Source organism: Rhizobium sp. RAF36, from assembly GCF_052114105.1.
Lineage (GTDB): Bacteria > Pseudomonadota > Alphaproteobacteria > Rhizobiales > Rhizobiaceae > Rhizobium.
Genome location: NZ_JBFREC010000013.1, coordinates 73,212 through 88,651 on the forward strand (window position 1 = coordinate 73,212; position 15,440 = coordinate 88,651).

The 15,440-nt window shown below is 61.8% G+C and carries 18 protein-coding genes; 4 read left to right on the forward strand and 14 right to left on the reverse strand.

Going from position 1 to position 15,440, the window contains the following annotated elements:
• Positions 1 to 50: 50 nt before the first annotated feature.
• From lysA to argH, 3 genes are all read right to left on the reverse strand, one after another.
• On the reverse strand, positions 51 to 1,319 hold the full coding sequence (lysA, locus tag AB4Z25_RS28425) for a diaminopimelate decarboxylase (protein WP_112539035.1): 1,269 nt from the start codon (positions 1,317 to 1,319) through the stop codon (positions 51 to 53).
• 12 nt (positions 1,320 to 1,331) lie between these two features.
• Complete coding sequence (gene lptM / locus AB4Z25_RS28430; protein ID WP_112386127.1) at positions 1,332 to 1,526, reverse strand: LPS translocon maturation chaperone LptM; 195 nt, start codon at positions 1,524 to 1,526, stop codon at positions 1,332 to 1,334.
• 96 nt (positions 1,527 to 1,622) lie between these two features.
• Positions 1,623 to 3,026: an argininosuccinate lyase gene (gene argH, locus AB4Z25_RS28435; RefSeq protein ID WP_112539034.1), complete on the reverse strand. Its 1,404-nt coding sequence runs from the start codon at positions 3,024 to 3,026 to the stop codon at positions 1,623 to 1,625.
• Positions 3,027 to 3,068: 42 nt separating this feature from the next.
• Here argH and tlpA point away from each other — a divergent pair, with 42 nt between their 5' ends.
• Entirely contained in the window at positions 3,069 to 3,731 is a 663-nt protein-coding gene (gene tlpA, locus AB4Z25_RS28440) for a thiol:disulfide interchange protein TlpA (RefSeq protein WP_112539033.1), read from the forward strand.
• 6 nt (positions 3,732 to 3,737) lie between these two features.
• Here the strand turns inward: tlpA and AB4Z25_RS28445 are convergent, their stop codons facing one another.
• The 7 genes from AB4Z25_RS28445 to AB4Z25_RS28475 form a co-directional block, all read right to left on the reverse strand.
• Entirely contained in the window at positions 3,738 to 4,616 is an 879-nt protein-coding gene (locus AB4Z25_RS28445) for a 3-hydroxybutyryl-CoA dehydrogenase (protein ID WP_112386124.1), read from the reverse strand.
• A gap of 150 nt (positions 4,617 to 4,766) precedes the next feature.
• Positions 4,767 to 5,696: an electron transfer flavoprotein subunit alpha/FixB family protein gene (locus AB4Z25_RS28450; RefSeq protein WP_112539032.1), complete on the reverse strand. Its 930-nt coding sequence runs from the start codon at positions 5,694 to 5,696 to the stop codon at positions 4,767 to 4,769.
• 22 nt (positions 5,697 to 5,718) lie between these two features.
• A complete protein-coding gene (locus tag AB4Z25_RS28455) occupies positions 5,719 to 6,468 on the reverse strand; it encodes an electron transfer flavoprotein subunit beta/FixA family protein (protein ID WP_112539031.1) in 750 nt (249 codons plus the stop codon).
• 181 nt (positions 6,469 to 6,649) lie between these two features.
• Complete coding sequence (locus tag AB4Z25_RS28460) at positions 6,650 to 7,405, reverse strand: rhomboid family intramembrane serine protease (protein WP_112539030.1); 756 nt, start codon at positions 7,403 to 7,405, stop codon at positions 6,650 to 6,652.
• 37 nt (positions 7,406 to 7,442) lie between these two features.
• On the reverse strand, positions 7,443 to 8,021 hold the full coding sequence (locus AB4Z25_RS28465; RefSeq protein WP_112517687.1) for a cob(I)yrinic acid a,c-diamide adenosyltransferase: 579 nt from the start codon (positions 8,019 to 8,021) through the stop codon (positions 7,443 to 7,445).
• Between the two features lie 22 nt (positions 8,022 to 8,043).
• Positions 8,044 to 8,247: a twin transmembrane helix small protein gene (locus tag AB4Z25_RS28470; RefSeq protein WP_112386119.1), complete on the reverse strand. Its 204-nt coding sequence runs from the start codon at positions 8,245 to 8,247 to the stop codon at positions 8,044 to 8,046.
• A gap of 18 nt (positions 8,248 to 8,265) precedes the next feature.
• On the reverse strand, positions 8,266 to 9,099 hold the full coding sequence (locus AB4Z25_RS28475) for an SDR family oxidoreductase (protein ID WP_112539028.1): 834 nt from the start codon (positions 9,097 to 9,099) through the stop codon (positions 8,266 to 8,268).
• Positions 9,100 to 9,175: 76 nt separating this feature from the next.
• Between AB4Z25_RS28475 and AB4Z25_RS28480 the strand changes: the two genes are divergently transcribed.
• On the forward strand, positions 9,176 to 10,141 hold the full coding sequence (locus AB4Z25_RS28480; protein ID WP_112539027.1) for a YihY/virulence factor BrkB family protein: 966 nt from the start codon (positions 9,176 to 9,178) through the stop codon (positions 10,139 to 10,141).
• Here AB4Z25_RS28480 and gluQRS read toward each other — a convergent pair.
• Positions 10,106 to 10,987 carry a tRNA glutamyl-Q(34) synthetase GluQRS gene (gene gluQRS / locus AB4Z25_RS28485; protein ID WP_112539026.1) on the reverse strand — a complete coding sequence of 294 codons (882 nt, stop codon included), beginning with the start codon at positions 10,985 to 10,987 and terminating at the stop codon, positions 10,106 to 10,108. The two genes, AB4Z25_RS28480 and gluQRS, sit on opposite strands and share 36 nt — an antisense overlap.
• Here gluQRS and AB4Z25_RS28490 point away from each other — a divergent pair.
• On the forward strand, positions 10,986 to 11,672 hold the full coding sequence (locus AB4Z25_RS28490; protein ID WP_112539025.1) for a DNA-3-methyladenine glycosylase family protein: 687 nt from the start codon (positions 10,986 to 10,988) through the stop codon (positions 11,670 to 11,672). The genes gluQRS and AB4Z25_RS28490 overlap by 2 nt on opposite strands.
• Positions 11,673 to 11,783: 111 nt before the next feature.
• Positions 11,784 to 12,341 carry an HNH endonuclease gene (locus tag AB4Z25_RS28495; RefSeq protein WP_112386114.1) on the forward strand — a complete coding sequence of 186 codons (558 nt, stop codon included), beginning with the start codon at positions 11,784 to 11,786 and terminating at the stop codon, positions 12,339 to 12,341.
• A 15-nt stretch (positions 12,342 to 12,356) separates the two neighbouring features.
• Here the strand turns inward: AB4Z25_RS28495 and AB4Z25_RS28500 are convergent, their stop codons facing one another.
• From AB4Z25_RS28500 to AB4Z25_RS28510, 3 genes are all read right to left on the reverse strand, one after another.
• Positions 12,357 to 12,872: a disulfide bond formation protein B gene (locus AB4Z25_RS28500; RefSeq protein WP_112386113.1), complete on the reverse strand. Its 516-nt coding sequence runs from the start codon at positions 12,870 to 12,872 to the stop codon at positions 12,357 to 12,359.
• A gap of 19 nt (positions 12,873 to 12,891) precedes the next feature.
• Positions 12,892 to 13,488 (reverse strand): YqaA family protein, encoded by a 597-nt coding sequence (locus AB4Z25_RS28505; protein WP_112517682.1) that lies wholly within the window; start codon positions 13,486 to 13,488, stop codon positions 12,892 to 12,894.
• Positions 13,489 to 13,614: 126 nt separating this feature from the next.
• Positions 13,615 to 15,378 carry a cation:proton antiporter domain-containing protein gene (locus tag AB4Z25_RS28510; protein WP_112386111.1) on the reverse strand — a complete coding sequence of 588 codons (1,764 nt, stop codon included), beginning with the start codon at positions 15,376 to 15,378 and terminating at the stop codon, positions 13,615 to 13,617.
• Between the last annotated feature and the right edge of the window lie 62 nt (positions 15,379 to 15,440).

The window sequence follows — 15,440 nt, forward strand, 5'->3', positions numbered from 1 at the left end:
GGCGGTTAATGCCGGTTTTTCACGGCCGGTCGCCAAAAAGTGATGGTTCGTCAGTCGAGCCAGGCCGGGACGGAATCAAGGCCGATCAATTCCTCGTAGGTCCGGCGCGGCCGGATGACGTGGAAATCGGAGCCCTTGACCAGCACTTCCGGAACCAGCAGGCGGCTGTTGTAGGTGCCCGCCTGCACCGCGCCGTAGGCGCCACCCGACATGACGGCGAAGAGATCGCCCGGCTTAGGCATTGCCATCTCGCGGTCGAGCGCCAGATAGTCGCCGGTCTCGCAGACCGGGCCGACGATATCAGCCTTGATGCGCGGCGCGTTGGCGGCGGAGATCACCACGGGCTTGATCTCGTGGTAGGCTTCGTAGAGCGTCGGGCGGATGAGATCGTTCATCGCGCCATCGACGATGACGAAGGTCTTCTCGCCGCCGTCCTTCACGTAGATCACTTCGGTCACCAGGATACCGGCATTGCCGACGATGAGGCGGCCGGGCTCGGTGACGATCTTGCAGTTCAGGCTGCGTAGCTGGTTCTTGACGATCGCCGCATAGGCGTCGGGCAGTGGCGGCGGGTTGTTGTCGTCCTTGTAGGGAATGCCGAGACCGCCGCCGATATCGACATGGTGGATGTCGTGGCCGTCGGCGCGCAGCGTGGCGACCAGATCGTGCAGCAGCTTGAAGGCATCGTCGAATGGCTGCAGTTCGGTGATCTGGCTGCCGATATGCATGTCGATGCCGGTCACCTCGATACCGGGAAGTGTCGCAGCGCGCGCATAGACGGCGCGGGCACGCTCCCAGGAGATTCCGAACTTATTTTCCTTCTTGCCGGTCGAGATCTTCGAATGCGTCTTGGCATCGACGTCGGGGTTGATGCGGAAGGAAACCGGCGCCTTCTTGCCGGCCTTGACGGCGCGGCTGTTGAGGATCTCGAGCTCGGGTTCGGACTCGACGTTGAAGCAGTAGATGCCGGCTTCGAGCGCGAAATCCATCTCATGCGGCGTCTTGCCGACGCCGGAGAACATGATGCGGGATGCCGGGATACCGGCGGCCAATGCGCGGCGCAGCTCGCCCTCGGAAACGACGTCGATACCGGCGCCGAGCTTGCCGAGGGTCTTGAGGACTGCCTGGTTCGAATTCGCCTTCATGGCATAGCAGACCATGGAGTCGACATCGCTGAAAGCTTCGGCGAAGACGCGGTAATGGCGCTCCAGCGTTGCCGTGGAATAGCAATAGAAGGGGGTGCCAACGGCCTTGGCAATTTCGGGAACAGGAACGTTCTCGGCGTAAAGAATGCCGTCGCGATACTCGAAGTGGTTCACGGCTTCAGCCTATCAGAGCAGGGGATCGAGAAGGAAAGGCTTGTCGGCAACGCCCGGCTGTTTCGTCGGCTTGGAGGAATCGCCGCCCTTCGTTGCCTGCGCACTCGGCGGATCGAGATCGCCTTTGCGTCCACATCCGGCAACGGCAAGGCCGACGACGGCAAGAACGACCGTCAGGCGGATGAGGTGCGGCAAGCTGGTCTGCATGGGTATCCTCTTGGAGCGGCACTGGTGGACATCTTCATAGCGAAGTTTATCCGGCTTGTGCACCCTGATTGTTGCGCTGTTGCTGGCGGCCGGAACTCAGTTGCGGCCGCGCCAGTAGGCGATCTGCTTGCGCACTTCCGATGGCGCGGTTCCGCCGAAGCTCTTGCGGCTGGCAACGGAAGCTTCGACCGTCAGAACACCATAGACAGCGTCGGTGATCGCAGAATTGATCGCCTGCAGATCGGCGAGCGGCAGTTCGGCGAGATCGCAGCCCTTGCTTTCGGCCAATGCCACGGCGCGGCCGGTCACATGATGGGCGTCCCGGAAGGGAAGGCCCGCTTCACGCACCAGCCAGTCAGCAAGATCGGTGGCGGTCGAATAGCCGGAGCCGGCGGCCGCCTTCATGCGCGCGGTGTTGATGGTCATGTCGCGGACCATGCCGGTCATCGCGGCGATCGCCAGTTCCAGGCTTTCGGCAGCGTCGAAGACCTGTTCCTTGTCTTCCTGCATATCCTTGGAATAGGCGAGCGGCAGGCCCTTCATGATGGTCAGCAGGGCAACCAGGGAGCCGTTGATGCGGCCGGTCTTGGCGCGTACCAGCTCGGCAGCATCCGGGTTCTTCTTCTGCGGCATGATCGAGGAGCCGGTGGAGAAGGCGTCGGAGAGGCGCACGAAGCCGAATTGCGGCGTCGACCAGATGACGATTTCTTCGGCGAGGCGCGACAGATGCATGCCGGCGATCGCGGCGATCGACAGGAATTCGATGGCGAAGTCGCGGTCGGAGACGGTGTCGATCGAATTGCGGGTCGGCTCACGGAAGCCGAGCGCCTTGGCCGTCATGTGACGGTCGATCGGGTAGCCGGTGCCTGCCAGTGCCGCGGCGCCGATCGGGCTCTCGTCGAGATGCTCGATGGCATGGCGCACGCGCGAGCGGTCGCGGCCGAACATTTCGACATAGGCCATGCAGTGGTGACCGAAGGTGACGGGCTGGGCGGTCTGCAAATGCGTGAAGCCGGGCATGACGCTGTCGGCATGCTCTTCGGCGCGGTCGAGGAAGGCGGCGATCAGGCCGGTCAGCATCGCCTCGGTCTTCTGCAGCTCTTCCTTCACCCAGAGCCGGAAGTCGAGCGCCACCTGATCGTTGCGCGAGCGGGCGGTGTGCAGGCGTCCGGCGGCCGGGCCGATCAGCGTTGCAAGACGGGCTTCGACATTCATGTGAATGTCTTCGAGCTGGCGCGAGAATTCGAAATTGCCACTTTCGATTTCTGACAGGATCGTGTTTAGCCCGTGAACGATCTTGTCCTTATCGTCGGCCGATATGATGCCCTGATGGGCAAGCATCGTCGCGTGGGCGATCGATCCGCGGATATCCTGCGCGAATAGCTTCTTGTCGAAACCGATCGAGGCATTTATCTCCTCCATGATCGCATCGGGGCCGGAAGCGAAGCGTCCGCCCCACATCTGGTTGGAGGATTTGGTGTCCGTGTTGCCGTCGGCCATCGAAGCTGCCTGCCTTGAAAGATGCATGTCCTGGAGAATGAAATGACGACAAGAAAGCCGCTTGGGCTGCCATCCCTGAAATTGATCTCGATAGCTGCCGTCGCAGGCATAATTGCCGGTGCGGCAGCGGTTTACATTAAGGAGACGGGGTCTGGCAATGGCGGCGGCGAAACGGCGTCCGGCCAATGCGCCGCGGCAAAGGATCTGGCGCAGAAGATCACGCCGCTTGCCAAGGGACAGGTTGCGGCAATGGTCGCTGCCAACGAGCCGCGCAAACTGACATCGGTCGCCTTCAACGATGCCGACAACAAGCCCGTGACGCTCGACAATTTTGCCGGAAAGACCGTGCTTCTCAATCTTTGGGCAACGTGGTGCGTGCCCTGCCGCGAGGAGATGCCGGCGCTGAATGCGCTCGAGAAGGATATGGGCAGCGACAAGTTCCAGGTGGTCGCCGTCAACATCGATACCGGCGATGACGAGAAGCCGAAGGCCTTCCTCAGCGAGACCGGCGTCGATTCCCTGAAACTCTACCGCGACAATACGATCGGCGTGTTCAACAGCCTGAAAAAGGAAGGCCTTGCCTTCGGCCTGCCCGTTACGCTGCTGATCGATGACAAGGGATGCCTGGTCTCGGCAATGAACGGCCCGGCTGCCTGGGACAGCGAGGACGCGAAGGCGCTGATCAGGGGGGCGGTGGGGCTCTGACGCCGCTTAGCGGGTCGGGACCGGCACTTCGCCGCGATAATCGTAAAAGCCGCGGCCGGACTTGCGACCGAGCCAGCCTGCTTCGACATACTTCACCAGAAGCGGGCAGGGGCGATACTTCGAGTCGGCTAAGCCATCATGCAGGACCTGCATGATCGACAGGCAGGTGTCGAGGCCGATGAAATCGGCGAGCTGCAGCGGGCCCATCGGGTGGTTGGCGCCGAGCTTCATGGCGGTGTCGATGGCATCGACCGTGCCGACACCTTCATACAGCGTGTAGATCGCCTCGTTGATCATCGGCAGCAGGATGCGATTGACGATAAAGGCCGGGAAGTCTTCGGCGACCGTGACGGTTTTTTCCAGCGAGGCAACGAATGCCTTGGCAGTCGAGAAGGTCTTCTCGTCGGTCGCGATGCCGCGCACCAGTTCGACGAGCTTCATCACCGGCACCGGGTTCATGAAGTGAATGCCCATGAAATGTTCGGGGCGGTCGGTGGCCGATGCAAGGCGGGTGATGGAAAGCGACGAAGTGTTGGTGGCAAGAAGCGCTTCCGGCTTCAGGACCGGACAGACCTGGGCATAGATCTTGCGCTTGACGGCTTCTTCTTCGGTCGCGGCCTCTATGACGAGATCGGATGGGGCCAGATCGTTGAGATTGGCGGAGCCGGTGATGAGCGAGAGGGCTGTCTTGCGCTCTTCCTCGGTCATCTTGCCGTTGGTCACCTGCTTTGCGAGGTTGCCGTTGATGGTGGCCAGGCCGGACTCGATGCGGTCCTGGCTGAGGTCATAGATATGGACCTTGTAGCCTGCAGCGGCCGAAACGTGCGCGATGCCGCAACCCATCTGGCCCGCACCGACAATACCGATCGTCTTCAACGCGCTCATATCCAAACCCCCGCGGCAGTCGCCCCCGCGAGCGCAGCCGTATTTTTTAATGAAATTGCCGGGCAAAATGATCGCCCGGCAGCAGTAGTAGTCCCATAAGAGATAATTTTCCAGTCATTCGCAAGTGCGAAAAGCTGGCATCGTGCCTGCTCAAAGAGCTTTCTGCAGCTCTGGGAGGGCTTCGAAGAGGTCGGCGACGAGGCCGTAGTCGGCAACCTGGAAGATCGGTGCTTCCTCGTCCTTGTTGATGGCGACGATCACCTTCGAGTCCTTCATGCCGGCCAGATGCTGGATGGCGCCGGAGATGCCGCAGGCGATGTAGAGCTGCGGGGCGACAACCTTGCCCGTTTGCCCGACCTGCCAGTCGTTCGGCGCATAGCCGGCATCGACGGCAGCGCGCGAGGCGCCGACGGCAGCGCCGAGCTTGTCGGCAACCGGCAGGATGACCTCCTGGAACTTCTCGGCAGAGCCAAGCGCACGGCCGCCGGAGATGATGATCTTGGCGGAGGTGAGTTCCGGACGATCGGAGGAGGAGAGTGCATCCTTGACGAAGGTCGAGAGACCGGAGCCGGAAGCTGCCGAGACCGTCTCGACGGATGCCGAGCCGCCGTCAGCCGCAGAGGTGAAGGATGCGGTGCGCACCGTGATCACCTTCTTGGCGTCAGCAGACTGCACCGTCTGAATGGCGTTGCCGGCATAGATCGGCCGCTTGAAGGTGTCGGCGGAGACGACTTCGATGATTTCCGAGATCTGCGCGACATCGAGCAGGGCGGCAACACGCGGCAGAACGTTCTTGCCGGTCGAGGTCGCAGCCGCGATGATCGTGTCGTAGCTGCCAGCGAGCGAGACGATCAGATCGGAGAGCGGCTCGGCCAGATTATGGGCGAGTTCGTCGCTTTCGGCGAGCAGAACCTTGGAAACGCCTGACAGTTTGGCAGCCGCATCGGCAGCCGCCTTGGCGCCCTTGCCGGCGACCAGCACATGCACGTCGCCGCCAATCTTGGAAGCGGCCGTCAGTGCCTTACCGGTCTGGTCGGAAAGGGTCGCATTGTCGTGGTCAGCCAGAAGAAGAATGGCCATGGATATATTCCTTTCTCGAACCTTAGAGGACGCCGGCTTCGGTCTTGAGCTTCTCGACGAGCTCGGCGACCGACTTGACCTTGACGCCTGCCTTGCGGCCGGAGGGCTCTTCGGTCTTTAGCACCTTGAGGCGCGGCTCGGTGGAGACGCCGAAATCAGCCGGGCTCTTCTTGTCGAGCGGCTTCTTCTTCGCCTTCATGATGTTCGGAAGCGACGCATAGCGCGGCTCGTTGAGGCGAAGGTCGGTGGTAACGACAGCCGGAAGCTTGACGTCGATCGTCTGCAGGCCGCCGTCGACTTCACGGGTCACGGTTGCCTTGCCGTCACCGATCTCGATCTTCGAGGCGAAGGTCGCCTGGGCGGTGCCGAGCAGGGCTGCCAGCATCTGGCCGGTCTGGTTACTATCGTCATCGATTGCCTGCTTACCGACAATCACGAGACCCGGCTGTTCGGCATCGGCGACGCCCTTGAGGATCTTGGCAACGGTGAGCGGCTCGATGGCATCATCGGTCTCGACGAGGATGGCGCGGTCGGCACCCATGGCGAGCGCGGTGCGCAGCGTCTCTTCGGCCTTGGCGGGACCGATCGACACGACGACCACTTCCTCGGCCTTGCCGGCTTCCTTCAGCCGCAGCGCCTCTTCCACCGAGATCTCGTCGAACGGGTTCATCGACATCTTGACGTTGGCGAGCTCAACACCCGTGCCGTCAGGCTTGACGCGGATCTTCACGTTGTAATCAACCACCCGCTTCACAGGAACGAGAATCTTCATGGGGTCCTTCCTTCAAACTCTTTCGCCAGGAAAATGCGCGTTTCGGCGCTGCTCCGATTGTCGAATGGCGACATGGATACGCGTTTTTCCTCCAAACACAACGCTCGCCAGTCGCAGACAGACAAATTGAAGAACGGAAATATATTACGTTTACGTTCACGTCAATATTGTGGGCGCGCCGTCAAGAGTGGCTGTCTTCGGCTGCGATGGTGCGGCGGATGGCAGGCGTGCTGCGCACCGCGCGCGGCGTGACGATCTCCCGGTCGAAGAGGGGCACATCGCGGCGCTTCAGGAGCAGGACGAGGATGGCGCCTGCGAGGATACCGCCGACATGCGCGCCCCAGGAGACGTCGCTATCCGTACTGATGACCAGCATGAAGAACTGCTGGCCGACCCAGAGCAGCAAAGGAATGAAGGCGGGAAGCGGCAAGGGCACACGGAAGAACACCAGCACCCAGACTTTGACGCGCGGGTGCAGCACAAGATAGGCCGCCACGATGCCCGATATGGCGCCTGACGCACCGATCAGCGGCGCCTGGGATTCAGTTGCGAGCAGGCCGTGGCAGAGCGCGCCGAATGCGGCACAGGCCAGATAGAAGATGAGAAAGCGCAGATGCCCCATGGCGTCCTCAACATTGTCGCCGAAGACCCAGAGGAAGATCATGTTTCCCGCCAGATGCCAGAAGCTGCCATGGAGAAAGGCGTAGCTGATATAGGTCAGCGGCTCGGGGATCAGTTCCAGCTCGGGCGGCAGGATGGCGTGATGGAAGGCGACGGCCGGGATATAACCGAGGCCGACGGTTGCCGCCTTGGCGATATCGGGAGAGGCAAAGCCGGTGAACAGCCAGATCGCGACATTCGCGGCGATCAGGGCCAGCGTTACCCACTGCACCTTGATATGTTTCAGCGTATTGGCGTCGTGCAGCGGAATGAACATGAAAGCCTGCCCCCGGGCGATCTTCGTTGCCGGGAACCTATCTGTTTTTTCCGGGAACCCAAAGCACATCCGCGCGGCCCTGGTCATTCGCATGACGGGCGGCAACGAAGAGGAAATCGGAGAGGCGGTTGACGTATTTCAGCGCCTCCTGGCCGACCGTCTCGCCTTCGGTTCGCGACAGCGCCACCATCAGCCGCTCGGCGCGCCGCGAGATGGTGCGCGCCAGATGCAGATGCGCGGCAGCCGGCGAGCCGGCCGGCAGCACGAAGGATTTCAAAGGTTCTAAATCGGCGTTCAGCCTGTCGATATCAGCTTCCAGACGGGTCACCTGGGCGGCGACAATGCGCAGCGGCTCATAATCGAGCGGCTTGCCGGTGTCGGGGGTCGCAAGATCGGCGCCGAGATCGAAGAGGTCGTTCTGGATGAGCATCAGCATCCGGTCGAGCTCTGGGTGATCGCCGGTGTGGAGCCTGACGACGCCGATCGCCGAATTCGTCTCGTCGATCGTGCCATAGGCCTCGATACGCAGATCGTGCTTCTGCCGCCGGGGACCGGAGACCAGCGCGGTCGTACCGTCGTCGCCGGTCTTGGTGTAAATCTTGTTGAGCTTGACCATCGATCCCCCAGTTCTCAATGCGTCAGGTCGGGCGGCCGCCGCCGGTCAGCCACAGCGTCAGCATGATCAGGATGACGGCGATCGCCTGCAGCAGCACGCGCAGCTGCATCAGCTTGTTCGACAGGTTGGAATCGCCGCCCTTCATCATGTTGAAGAGGCCGCGGATCAGCACCAGCGCGACGAGGCCCATGACGATGATGGCGAGAATGTAAGTGGCCGTGGACATGGTATTCGGCTTTCTTGGTCAGTCGGTCCAGCGCATCAGGCGATAGAAGAGATCTGCAGGCAGCAGTCTCTTCAGCATCATGCCCTGCTTTGCCGGAACCGTTACAGGATAATGTGGCTTCGGATTTTTCGAGTTCAATGCGTCTTTTAGAACCGCATAGACCGCATCCGGTTGAAGTTTATGTCGGCTGACCGGGCCGGTGCCGTCAAGCCGCGCCAGCTGTCGGCGATAATCTGCCGCATGCACGGAGCCGCGGATATCGATGTGCTCGTTGATCTTGGAGAGCGCATTGGCCGTGAAGCGCGAGGCGATAGGGCCTGGCTCGATCAGGCTGACATGGATGCCGCTGCCTTGCAGCTCCATTCGCAGCGTGACGCTCAGGCCTTCGAGAGCGAATTTCGATGCGGTGTAGGCGCCGCGGTAGCGGTAGGGCACGACGCCGAGGATCGAGGAGCACTGGACGATGCGGCCGCTGCCTCGCTTGCGCATCAGGGGCAGTACGCGGCGCGTCAGTTCATGCCAGCCGAAAAAGTTGGCCTCGAACTGTTCCCGCAGCACATCCGTCGTCAGATCCTCGACGGCGCCCGGCTGACCGTAGGCGCCATTATTGAAGAGGGCGTCGATGCGGCCGCCGGACACAGCTTCGATCTCGCGCATGAAATCGGCGATGGAATCGGTATGGGCATAATCCATGCGGAAGGCTTCTATGCCATCGGCCTCAAGCGATCCGAGATCTTCCTGCTTGCGTACAGTGGCGAAGACACGCCAGCCGTCAGCCTTGAGAGCACGTGCGCAATAGGCACCGATCCCGGACGAACATCCGGTAACGATGATGGTGCGCGGCTCTGCCATTCATTGATTCCTGTACAAACTGGGACTCGTTTCCCATATTCGCACCGAGGTTACAATCGCCAGCGCCGGAGATGGAATGCCGAAGATACTGCGTATGCTCTATGAGGTGGTCTACGACGCGATCTGCCATCTCATCGAGGACGACGGCTTCGCCATGGCCAGCCATGTGGCGCTATCGACCCTGCTTGCGGTCTTTCCGTTCCTGATCTTCGGCACGGCGCTTGCGAACTTCCTCGGCGCCGATCAGTTTTCGATGACGGCGATCCACATCATCTTCGATACCTGGCCGGAAGCGATCGCCAAGCCGCTGGCCGATCAGGTTGTGCAGGTGCTGACAGTGCCGCGCGGCGGGCTGCTCACCATCTCGGTTCTCGCTGCCGCCTACTTCGCCTCGAATGGCGTGGAGGCGCTGCGCATCTCGCTGAACCGCGCCTATCGCGTGCAGGAGACGAGGCCCTGGTATTTCACGCGCCTTGCCAGTCTCGGATATGTCCTCGTCGCCGTCATCATCTTTGCGGCCATCAGCATCCTGCTTGTGGCGGTGCCCGTTGGTCTCGACTACGCCCGCGAATGGCTGCTCCACAACGATGCTTTCGAGTGGATACCGCCAACTGTTCGCCAGTGGCTGCCGGTTATCGTCGATACGCTGGAGGTGGTCTTCAGCTGGCGTATCTACGGCACTCTGGTGATGCTGACGCTCGGCTTGCTGGTCGTGCATCTCTGGCTTCCGTCCGGGCGCCGCAAGGTGTTCGACGTCATACCGGGCGTGTTGCTGACGCTGCTGCTCTGGCTCGCGGGCGCGCTGATCTTCGCCTATTATCTGGCAACCTTCGCCAATTACACCGCGACCTATGCCGGTCTCGCCTCGGTGATGGTGGTGCTGATCTTTCTTTATATGGTCGGCGTGATCTTCATTATCGGCGCTGAACTGAACGCGGCGCTGCTGAAATTTCGGGTTCGGGCGATCTTCAAGCGCAATTTTCTCAGCGGCAATGGCCACAAGCGCTCAGAGGCCGACAAGCTGCCGGATGTCGGCGGCTGAAAGACCCTTGGCCCGTAGTTCGGCAATCCCGGTATCGCCCTCGCTTTTCGAGAGCTTGCGTCCGGATGCATCGGTCACGAGCCGGTGGTGATGATAGGCGGGCTCTGGCAGGTCGAGCAGAACCTGCAGCAGCCGGTGGACCGACGTCGCATGGAAAAGATCAAGCCCGCGGACGACATGGGTGACGCCCTGGAGCGCGTCGTCGAGAACGACGGAAAGATGGTAGCTCGATGGTGCGTCGGAGCGGGAGAGGATAACATCGCCCCAGGCGGCCGGGTCGGCTTCAACGATGCCGCGTTCGCCGTCTCCGGTGTCGGTCCAGCTCAGGTTTGAACCGGCGGCCTCCAGCGCGCGGCGCATGTCGAGCCGCCATGCATGCTTGAGGCCTGCGCTCAGCCTTTCCGCTCGCTCCACCTCGCTCAGTTCGCGGTCTTCAGCTGGATAGAGCGGTGAACCATCCGGATCGCGCGGCCATGGCACGCCTGCTGCCTCATGGGATGCGACCTTCGTTTTCACTTCGCCGCGGGTCATGAAGGACGGATAGACGAGGCCGCGGCCGATCAGCTGTTGGAGCGCTGCCTGATACTCGCCGAAATGCTCCGATTGGCGGCGCGCCGGCCTCTCCCATGAAATGCCCAGCCATTCCATGTCGTGGTAGATGCCGGTTTCGAAATCGGGTGTGCAGCGCGTTAGATCGATGTCTTCGATGCGCAACAGCAACCGGCCATCAGCTTTCCCGGCCATGTCCTGATTGATCAACGCAGACAGCGCATGGCCAAGATGCAGCGGCCCGTTGGGGCTGGGGGCAAAACGGAAGACGGGCTTTTGACGCTGAGTCGTGGTCATGCTTTCTTCTGCCATGGATTCGAAACCACCGCGAGGCGACGTGCAGATCATTCGAAACGAGGGCGATGTCGAGCAGGGGCTGGCTGAATTGCTGCGGCTCGATCCGCGTCTTTCAACTGTCGCCGCCGATGGCGGGCCGCTGCCCTTGCGGCTGCGTGAGCCGGGTTTTGCCGGTCTCGCGCATATCATCGTTTCGCAAATGGTCTCGCGGGCGAGCGCCGAAGCGATCTGGCGGCGAATGCTGCCTGCCGATGGCGAGCTGACGGCCGAGAGCTACGTGATGCTGCATGAGGAGGCGTGGCGGGAGTTCGGGCTCTCCCGCGCCAAGGCTTCTACGCTGTCAGGAATCGCGACCGCGGTTGCCGCCGGACATCTGGATCTGACCGTGCTTTCGGTGCTGCCGCCTGACGAGGCGCGGCATGTGTTGACGGCGTTGAAGGGCGTCGGTCCGTGGACGGCAGAGGTCTATCTGATGTTCTGCTGTGGCCATGCCGATATCTTTCCATCCGGCGACGTTGCTCTGCAGAATGCGGTCGCCGCGGCATTCGGTCTCGCTGAACGGCCGCAAGCCAAGGCGCTAGCGGCAATGGCGGAAGTCTGGGCACCGTGGAGATCCGTGGCCGCAAGGCTTTTCTGGGCGTATTATGCGCAAAAACTCGGCCGCGGGCTGGTGCCGGTCGCCTGATCGGCAACACTCATCGAATTGCCGTTATTGACTGAATTTATTGGACTTCACAAGGCTGTCACAACCGGCCTAATATAAGGATGCAGATGCCGAATCGATCAGGAGAGTCCCTTGACGATTGCAGTCTCCCCCCAGGCCCTGCCGGCGCTCGTTCTGAACGCTGACTACAGGCCTTTGAGTTATTATCCCTTGTCGCTCTGGTCCTGGCAGGACGCGATCAAGGCGGTCTTCCTTGACCGTGTGAATATCATCGCAGAGTACGAACACTCGGTTTCTTCGCCGAGCTTTTCGATGCGGCTACCCAGTGTCGTTTGCCTCAAGACCTATGTTCAGCCATCGCGCAATCCCGCATTCACGCGCTTCAACGTGTTCCTTCGGGACAAGTTCGAATGCCAGTATTGCGGCGATCACAACGACCTGACCTTCGACCATGTCATCCCGCGCGCCCATGGCGGCGAGACGACCTGGGAGAATGTCGTGGCGGCCTGCTCTCCCTGCAATCTCAGGAAGGGCAGCAAGCTACCGAAGCAGGCAGGCATGGTCCCACACCAAAAGCCGTACCAGCCGACCGTGCAGGATCTGCACAATAACGGCCGCCTTTTCCCGCCCAACTATCTGCACGACAGCTGGCTCGATTATCTCTACTGGGATACCGAACTGCAGCCGTAACGGCAGCCGCCTTTCTCAGGCCGACTTGCGGACGCCGATAAAGGCGAAGGCCGCGAGCACGAGGCTTGCAATCACGTTCCAGCCCGCAAAGGACAGGCCGAGCACGCGCAAAGCCGCGTCGGTGCAGGATGGTCCCTTGATGGTGTTGAGTTCGGTCAGCAGATCGCCGGCATTCTGCGTCATGCTGCCTGCCGTCGTCGAGCAGGTCGTGGGGCCGGCCCAGAAGTGCCATTCGACGCCTGAGTGATAGACGCCCATGCCGGCGCCGACGACCATCAGGGCACCGGCTGCAAGGAGGAGCGCACGCGACATCCAGTTCGGGAGGCCGAAGAGCGAACCGACCGCGCCAAGGAGTGCGATCGGAATGGCGTAATAATAGGGCTGGCGCTGCATCAGGCAGAGCGCGCAGGGGATGTAGCCGCCGATATACTGGAAGCCGAGCGCCGTGCCGACGACGACCGCCATGGCGACGGCGAGGACCAGCGAATAGATGAAGACCGGACGGCTGACGGATGGGGCAATGGCAGTCATGGCGGGGCTCCGCGGAGTTTCAGTGGGCAATGAGCTTGTAGGCAACGCCGAGGGCGATCAGCACGACTGCCGCGATAGCGGCGATCTGGCCGAGACGCTTCTCGATGAAATGGCGGATCGGCTCGCCGTAGCGGCGTAGCAGCCAGGCGAGGAAGAAGAAGCGCGCGCCGCGGGCGACGATCGCCGAGATGACAAAGAAGCCGAGGTTCATGTGGATGACGCCGGCGAGAATGGTGACGATCTTGATCGGCGGCAGGTGCGCCAGACCCGATGTCACCAGAAGCAGCAGCAGGATTTCCCACTCGTCATGGATATAGACCCTGAGCTGCTCGAAGGCTTCGAGCTTGCCGTAGAATTCCAGGACAGGACGGGCGAGCGCATCATAGGCGTAATAGCCGAGCGCCCAGCCGGCGATGCCGCCGAGGACTGAGGCGACCGTTGCCACCAACGCGTAGCGATAGGCGCGTTCCGGCTTGGCAAGCGCCATCGGAAGATAAAGGACATCGGCCGGAACGAGAAAGACGGAGCTTTCGACGAAGGCGATAACGGCGAGCCAGACTTCGGCCGACTTGCGGGCGGCGAGAGACATGGTCCAGTCGTAAAGTCTGCGGAGCATTCCATTCCTTTCGCGCTGCGGTGCAAGAGCATTAGGCGGCGGGTCAGGCGCTGTAAATGCTCACTGTGGCAATGATAGTGGCGCCGGCGGTGAAATTTTTCGTGATCCGGCGGCAGATGACCGTGTTCAGGTTTCGGCCGAAGGCTCGCGCGGTTCCGGATGGGCGGCGCGTTTGGCGCGCATCACGTTCATTTCCGTGCGTTCGCGTGCCATATCGCTGACCGCTGCCCTCAAAGCCGGGTGGCGTGCCGTGAACATGTTGAAGTCGCGGCGTTCCAGAACCAGGAATTGGCAGAAATCGATGGCGATGACATCGGCCGTGCGGCGCCCGCCGGAGAGCAGCGCCATCTCGCCGAAGAACGAGCCCGGCTCAAGCCGGACCGGCCCGCCATTGACGCGCACTTCGACAGCGCCCGAAGAGATAAAGTACATGCCGTCGCCGCGATCGCCCTTGCGGACCACGCGTTCGCCGGGGAGCGCGGATTTCGGCCGGAAGAGGAGCAGCAATTCTTCCTGCGAATGCTCATCGACCTCCGCAAACATCGGGAAGGTTTCGACCAGCTTCTGCATTTCCAGCTGGTGCTCGCGCTCGCGCTCCTCGCCGAGCAGCCGGTTCTTCTCGAGCTCGCGCCCCAGCACATCAAGGCGCTTGCGGCCATAGCCGTCGTAGAGATGCGGCCACTTCTTGTGGACGCGCTTGTGCGCGACCTCGGCTGCGAGGCAGACCAGCGGATTGAGTGTGATCGACAGAATGGCGGCTGCGAGGATGAGATCTTGTCCCTCTTTCGGCATGAGGCCGAGGGAGACGCCGAGGCTTGCAAGAATGAAGGAGAATTCGCCGATCTGCGCCAGACCGCCCGCCACTGTCAGGCCCATGCCGACAGGGAAGCGCAACAGCATGACGATACCGAAGGAAATAATCCCCTTGCCGATGATGATCAGCGCCAGCGCACCGAAGACCGCCATTGGCTCCTGCAGCAGGATCGAGGGGTTAAAAAGCATCCCGACCGAAACGAAGAACAGCACCGAAAAGGCATTCTGGAGCGGCAGCGAATCCGCGGCAGCGCGATGGCTGAGGTTGGACTCGCTCATGACGACGCCGGCGAAGAAGGCGCCGAGCGCGAAGGAAACGCCGAAGATCGCCGCCGACCCGAAGGCGATGCCGAGCGCGATCGCCAGAACCGTCAGGGTGAAGAGCTCGCGCGAGCCGGTGCGGGCCACGAGGGTCAGAAGCCAGGGCACGACCTTGGGCCCGAGCACGACGGCCATGATGGCGAAGGCGGCGACTTTCACCAACGTCAGTGCGATCGTCAGCGGCAGGGGCAGGCCCGCGCCATGAGCGACCGCATCGCTTGCGTGGCCGCCCAGCAGCTCGGCGAGCGCTGGAAGCAGCACGAGCGCCAGCACCATCGCCAGATCTTCGACGATCAGCCAGCCGATCGCGACGCGGCCGCTGGCCGTGTTGATAAGATTTCGCTCTTCCAGGGCTTTCAGAAGCACGACCGTACTGGCGACCGAGAGACTAAGGCCGAAAACGATCCCGGCTCCCAGGCTCCAGCCCCAATAGGAGCAGAGCGCCACGCCGAGCAGTGTCGCAAGCAGGATCTGTATGATGGCGCCTGGAACCGCCACGCCGCGCACGGCCAAGAGGTCGCTCGCCGAAAAATGCAGACCGACGCCGAACATCAGCAGAATGACGCCCATTTCCGCAAGCTGGCTTGCCAGTCCTGTGTCGGCGACGAAGCCGGGCGTGAATGGCCCCATCAGGATCCCGGCCATCAGATATCCGACCAGCGGCGGTAGCCGCAGCCGGTCGGCGACATAGCCGAGCACCGCCGCAAAGACGAAGCTTACTGCGACTGTTGCGATAAGGCCTGCTTCCTGATGCACGTCGTCCCCTTGCCGTTCGTTGCGGCGCCACTTTGAACGAAGGGCAAGCAAAATTAAACACT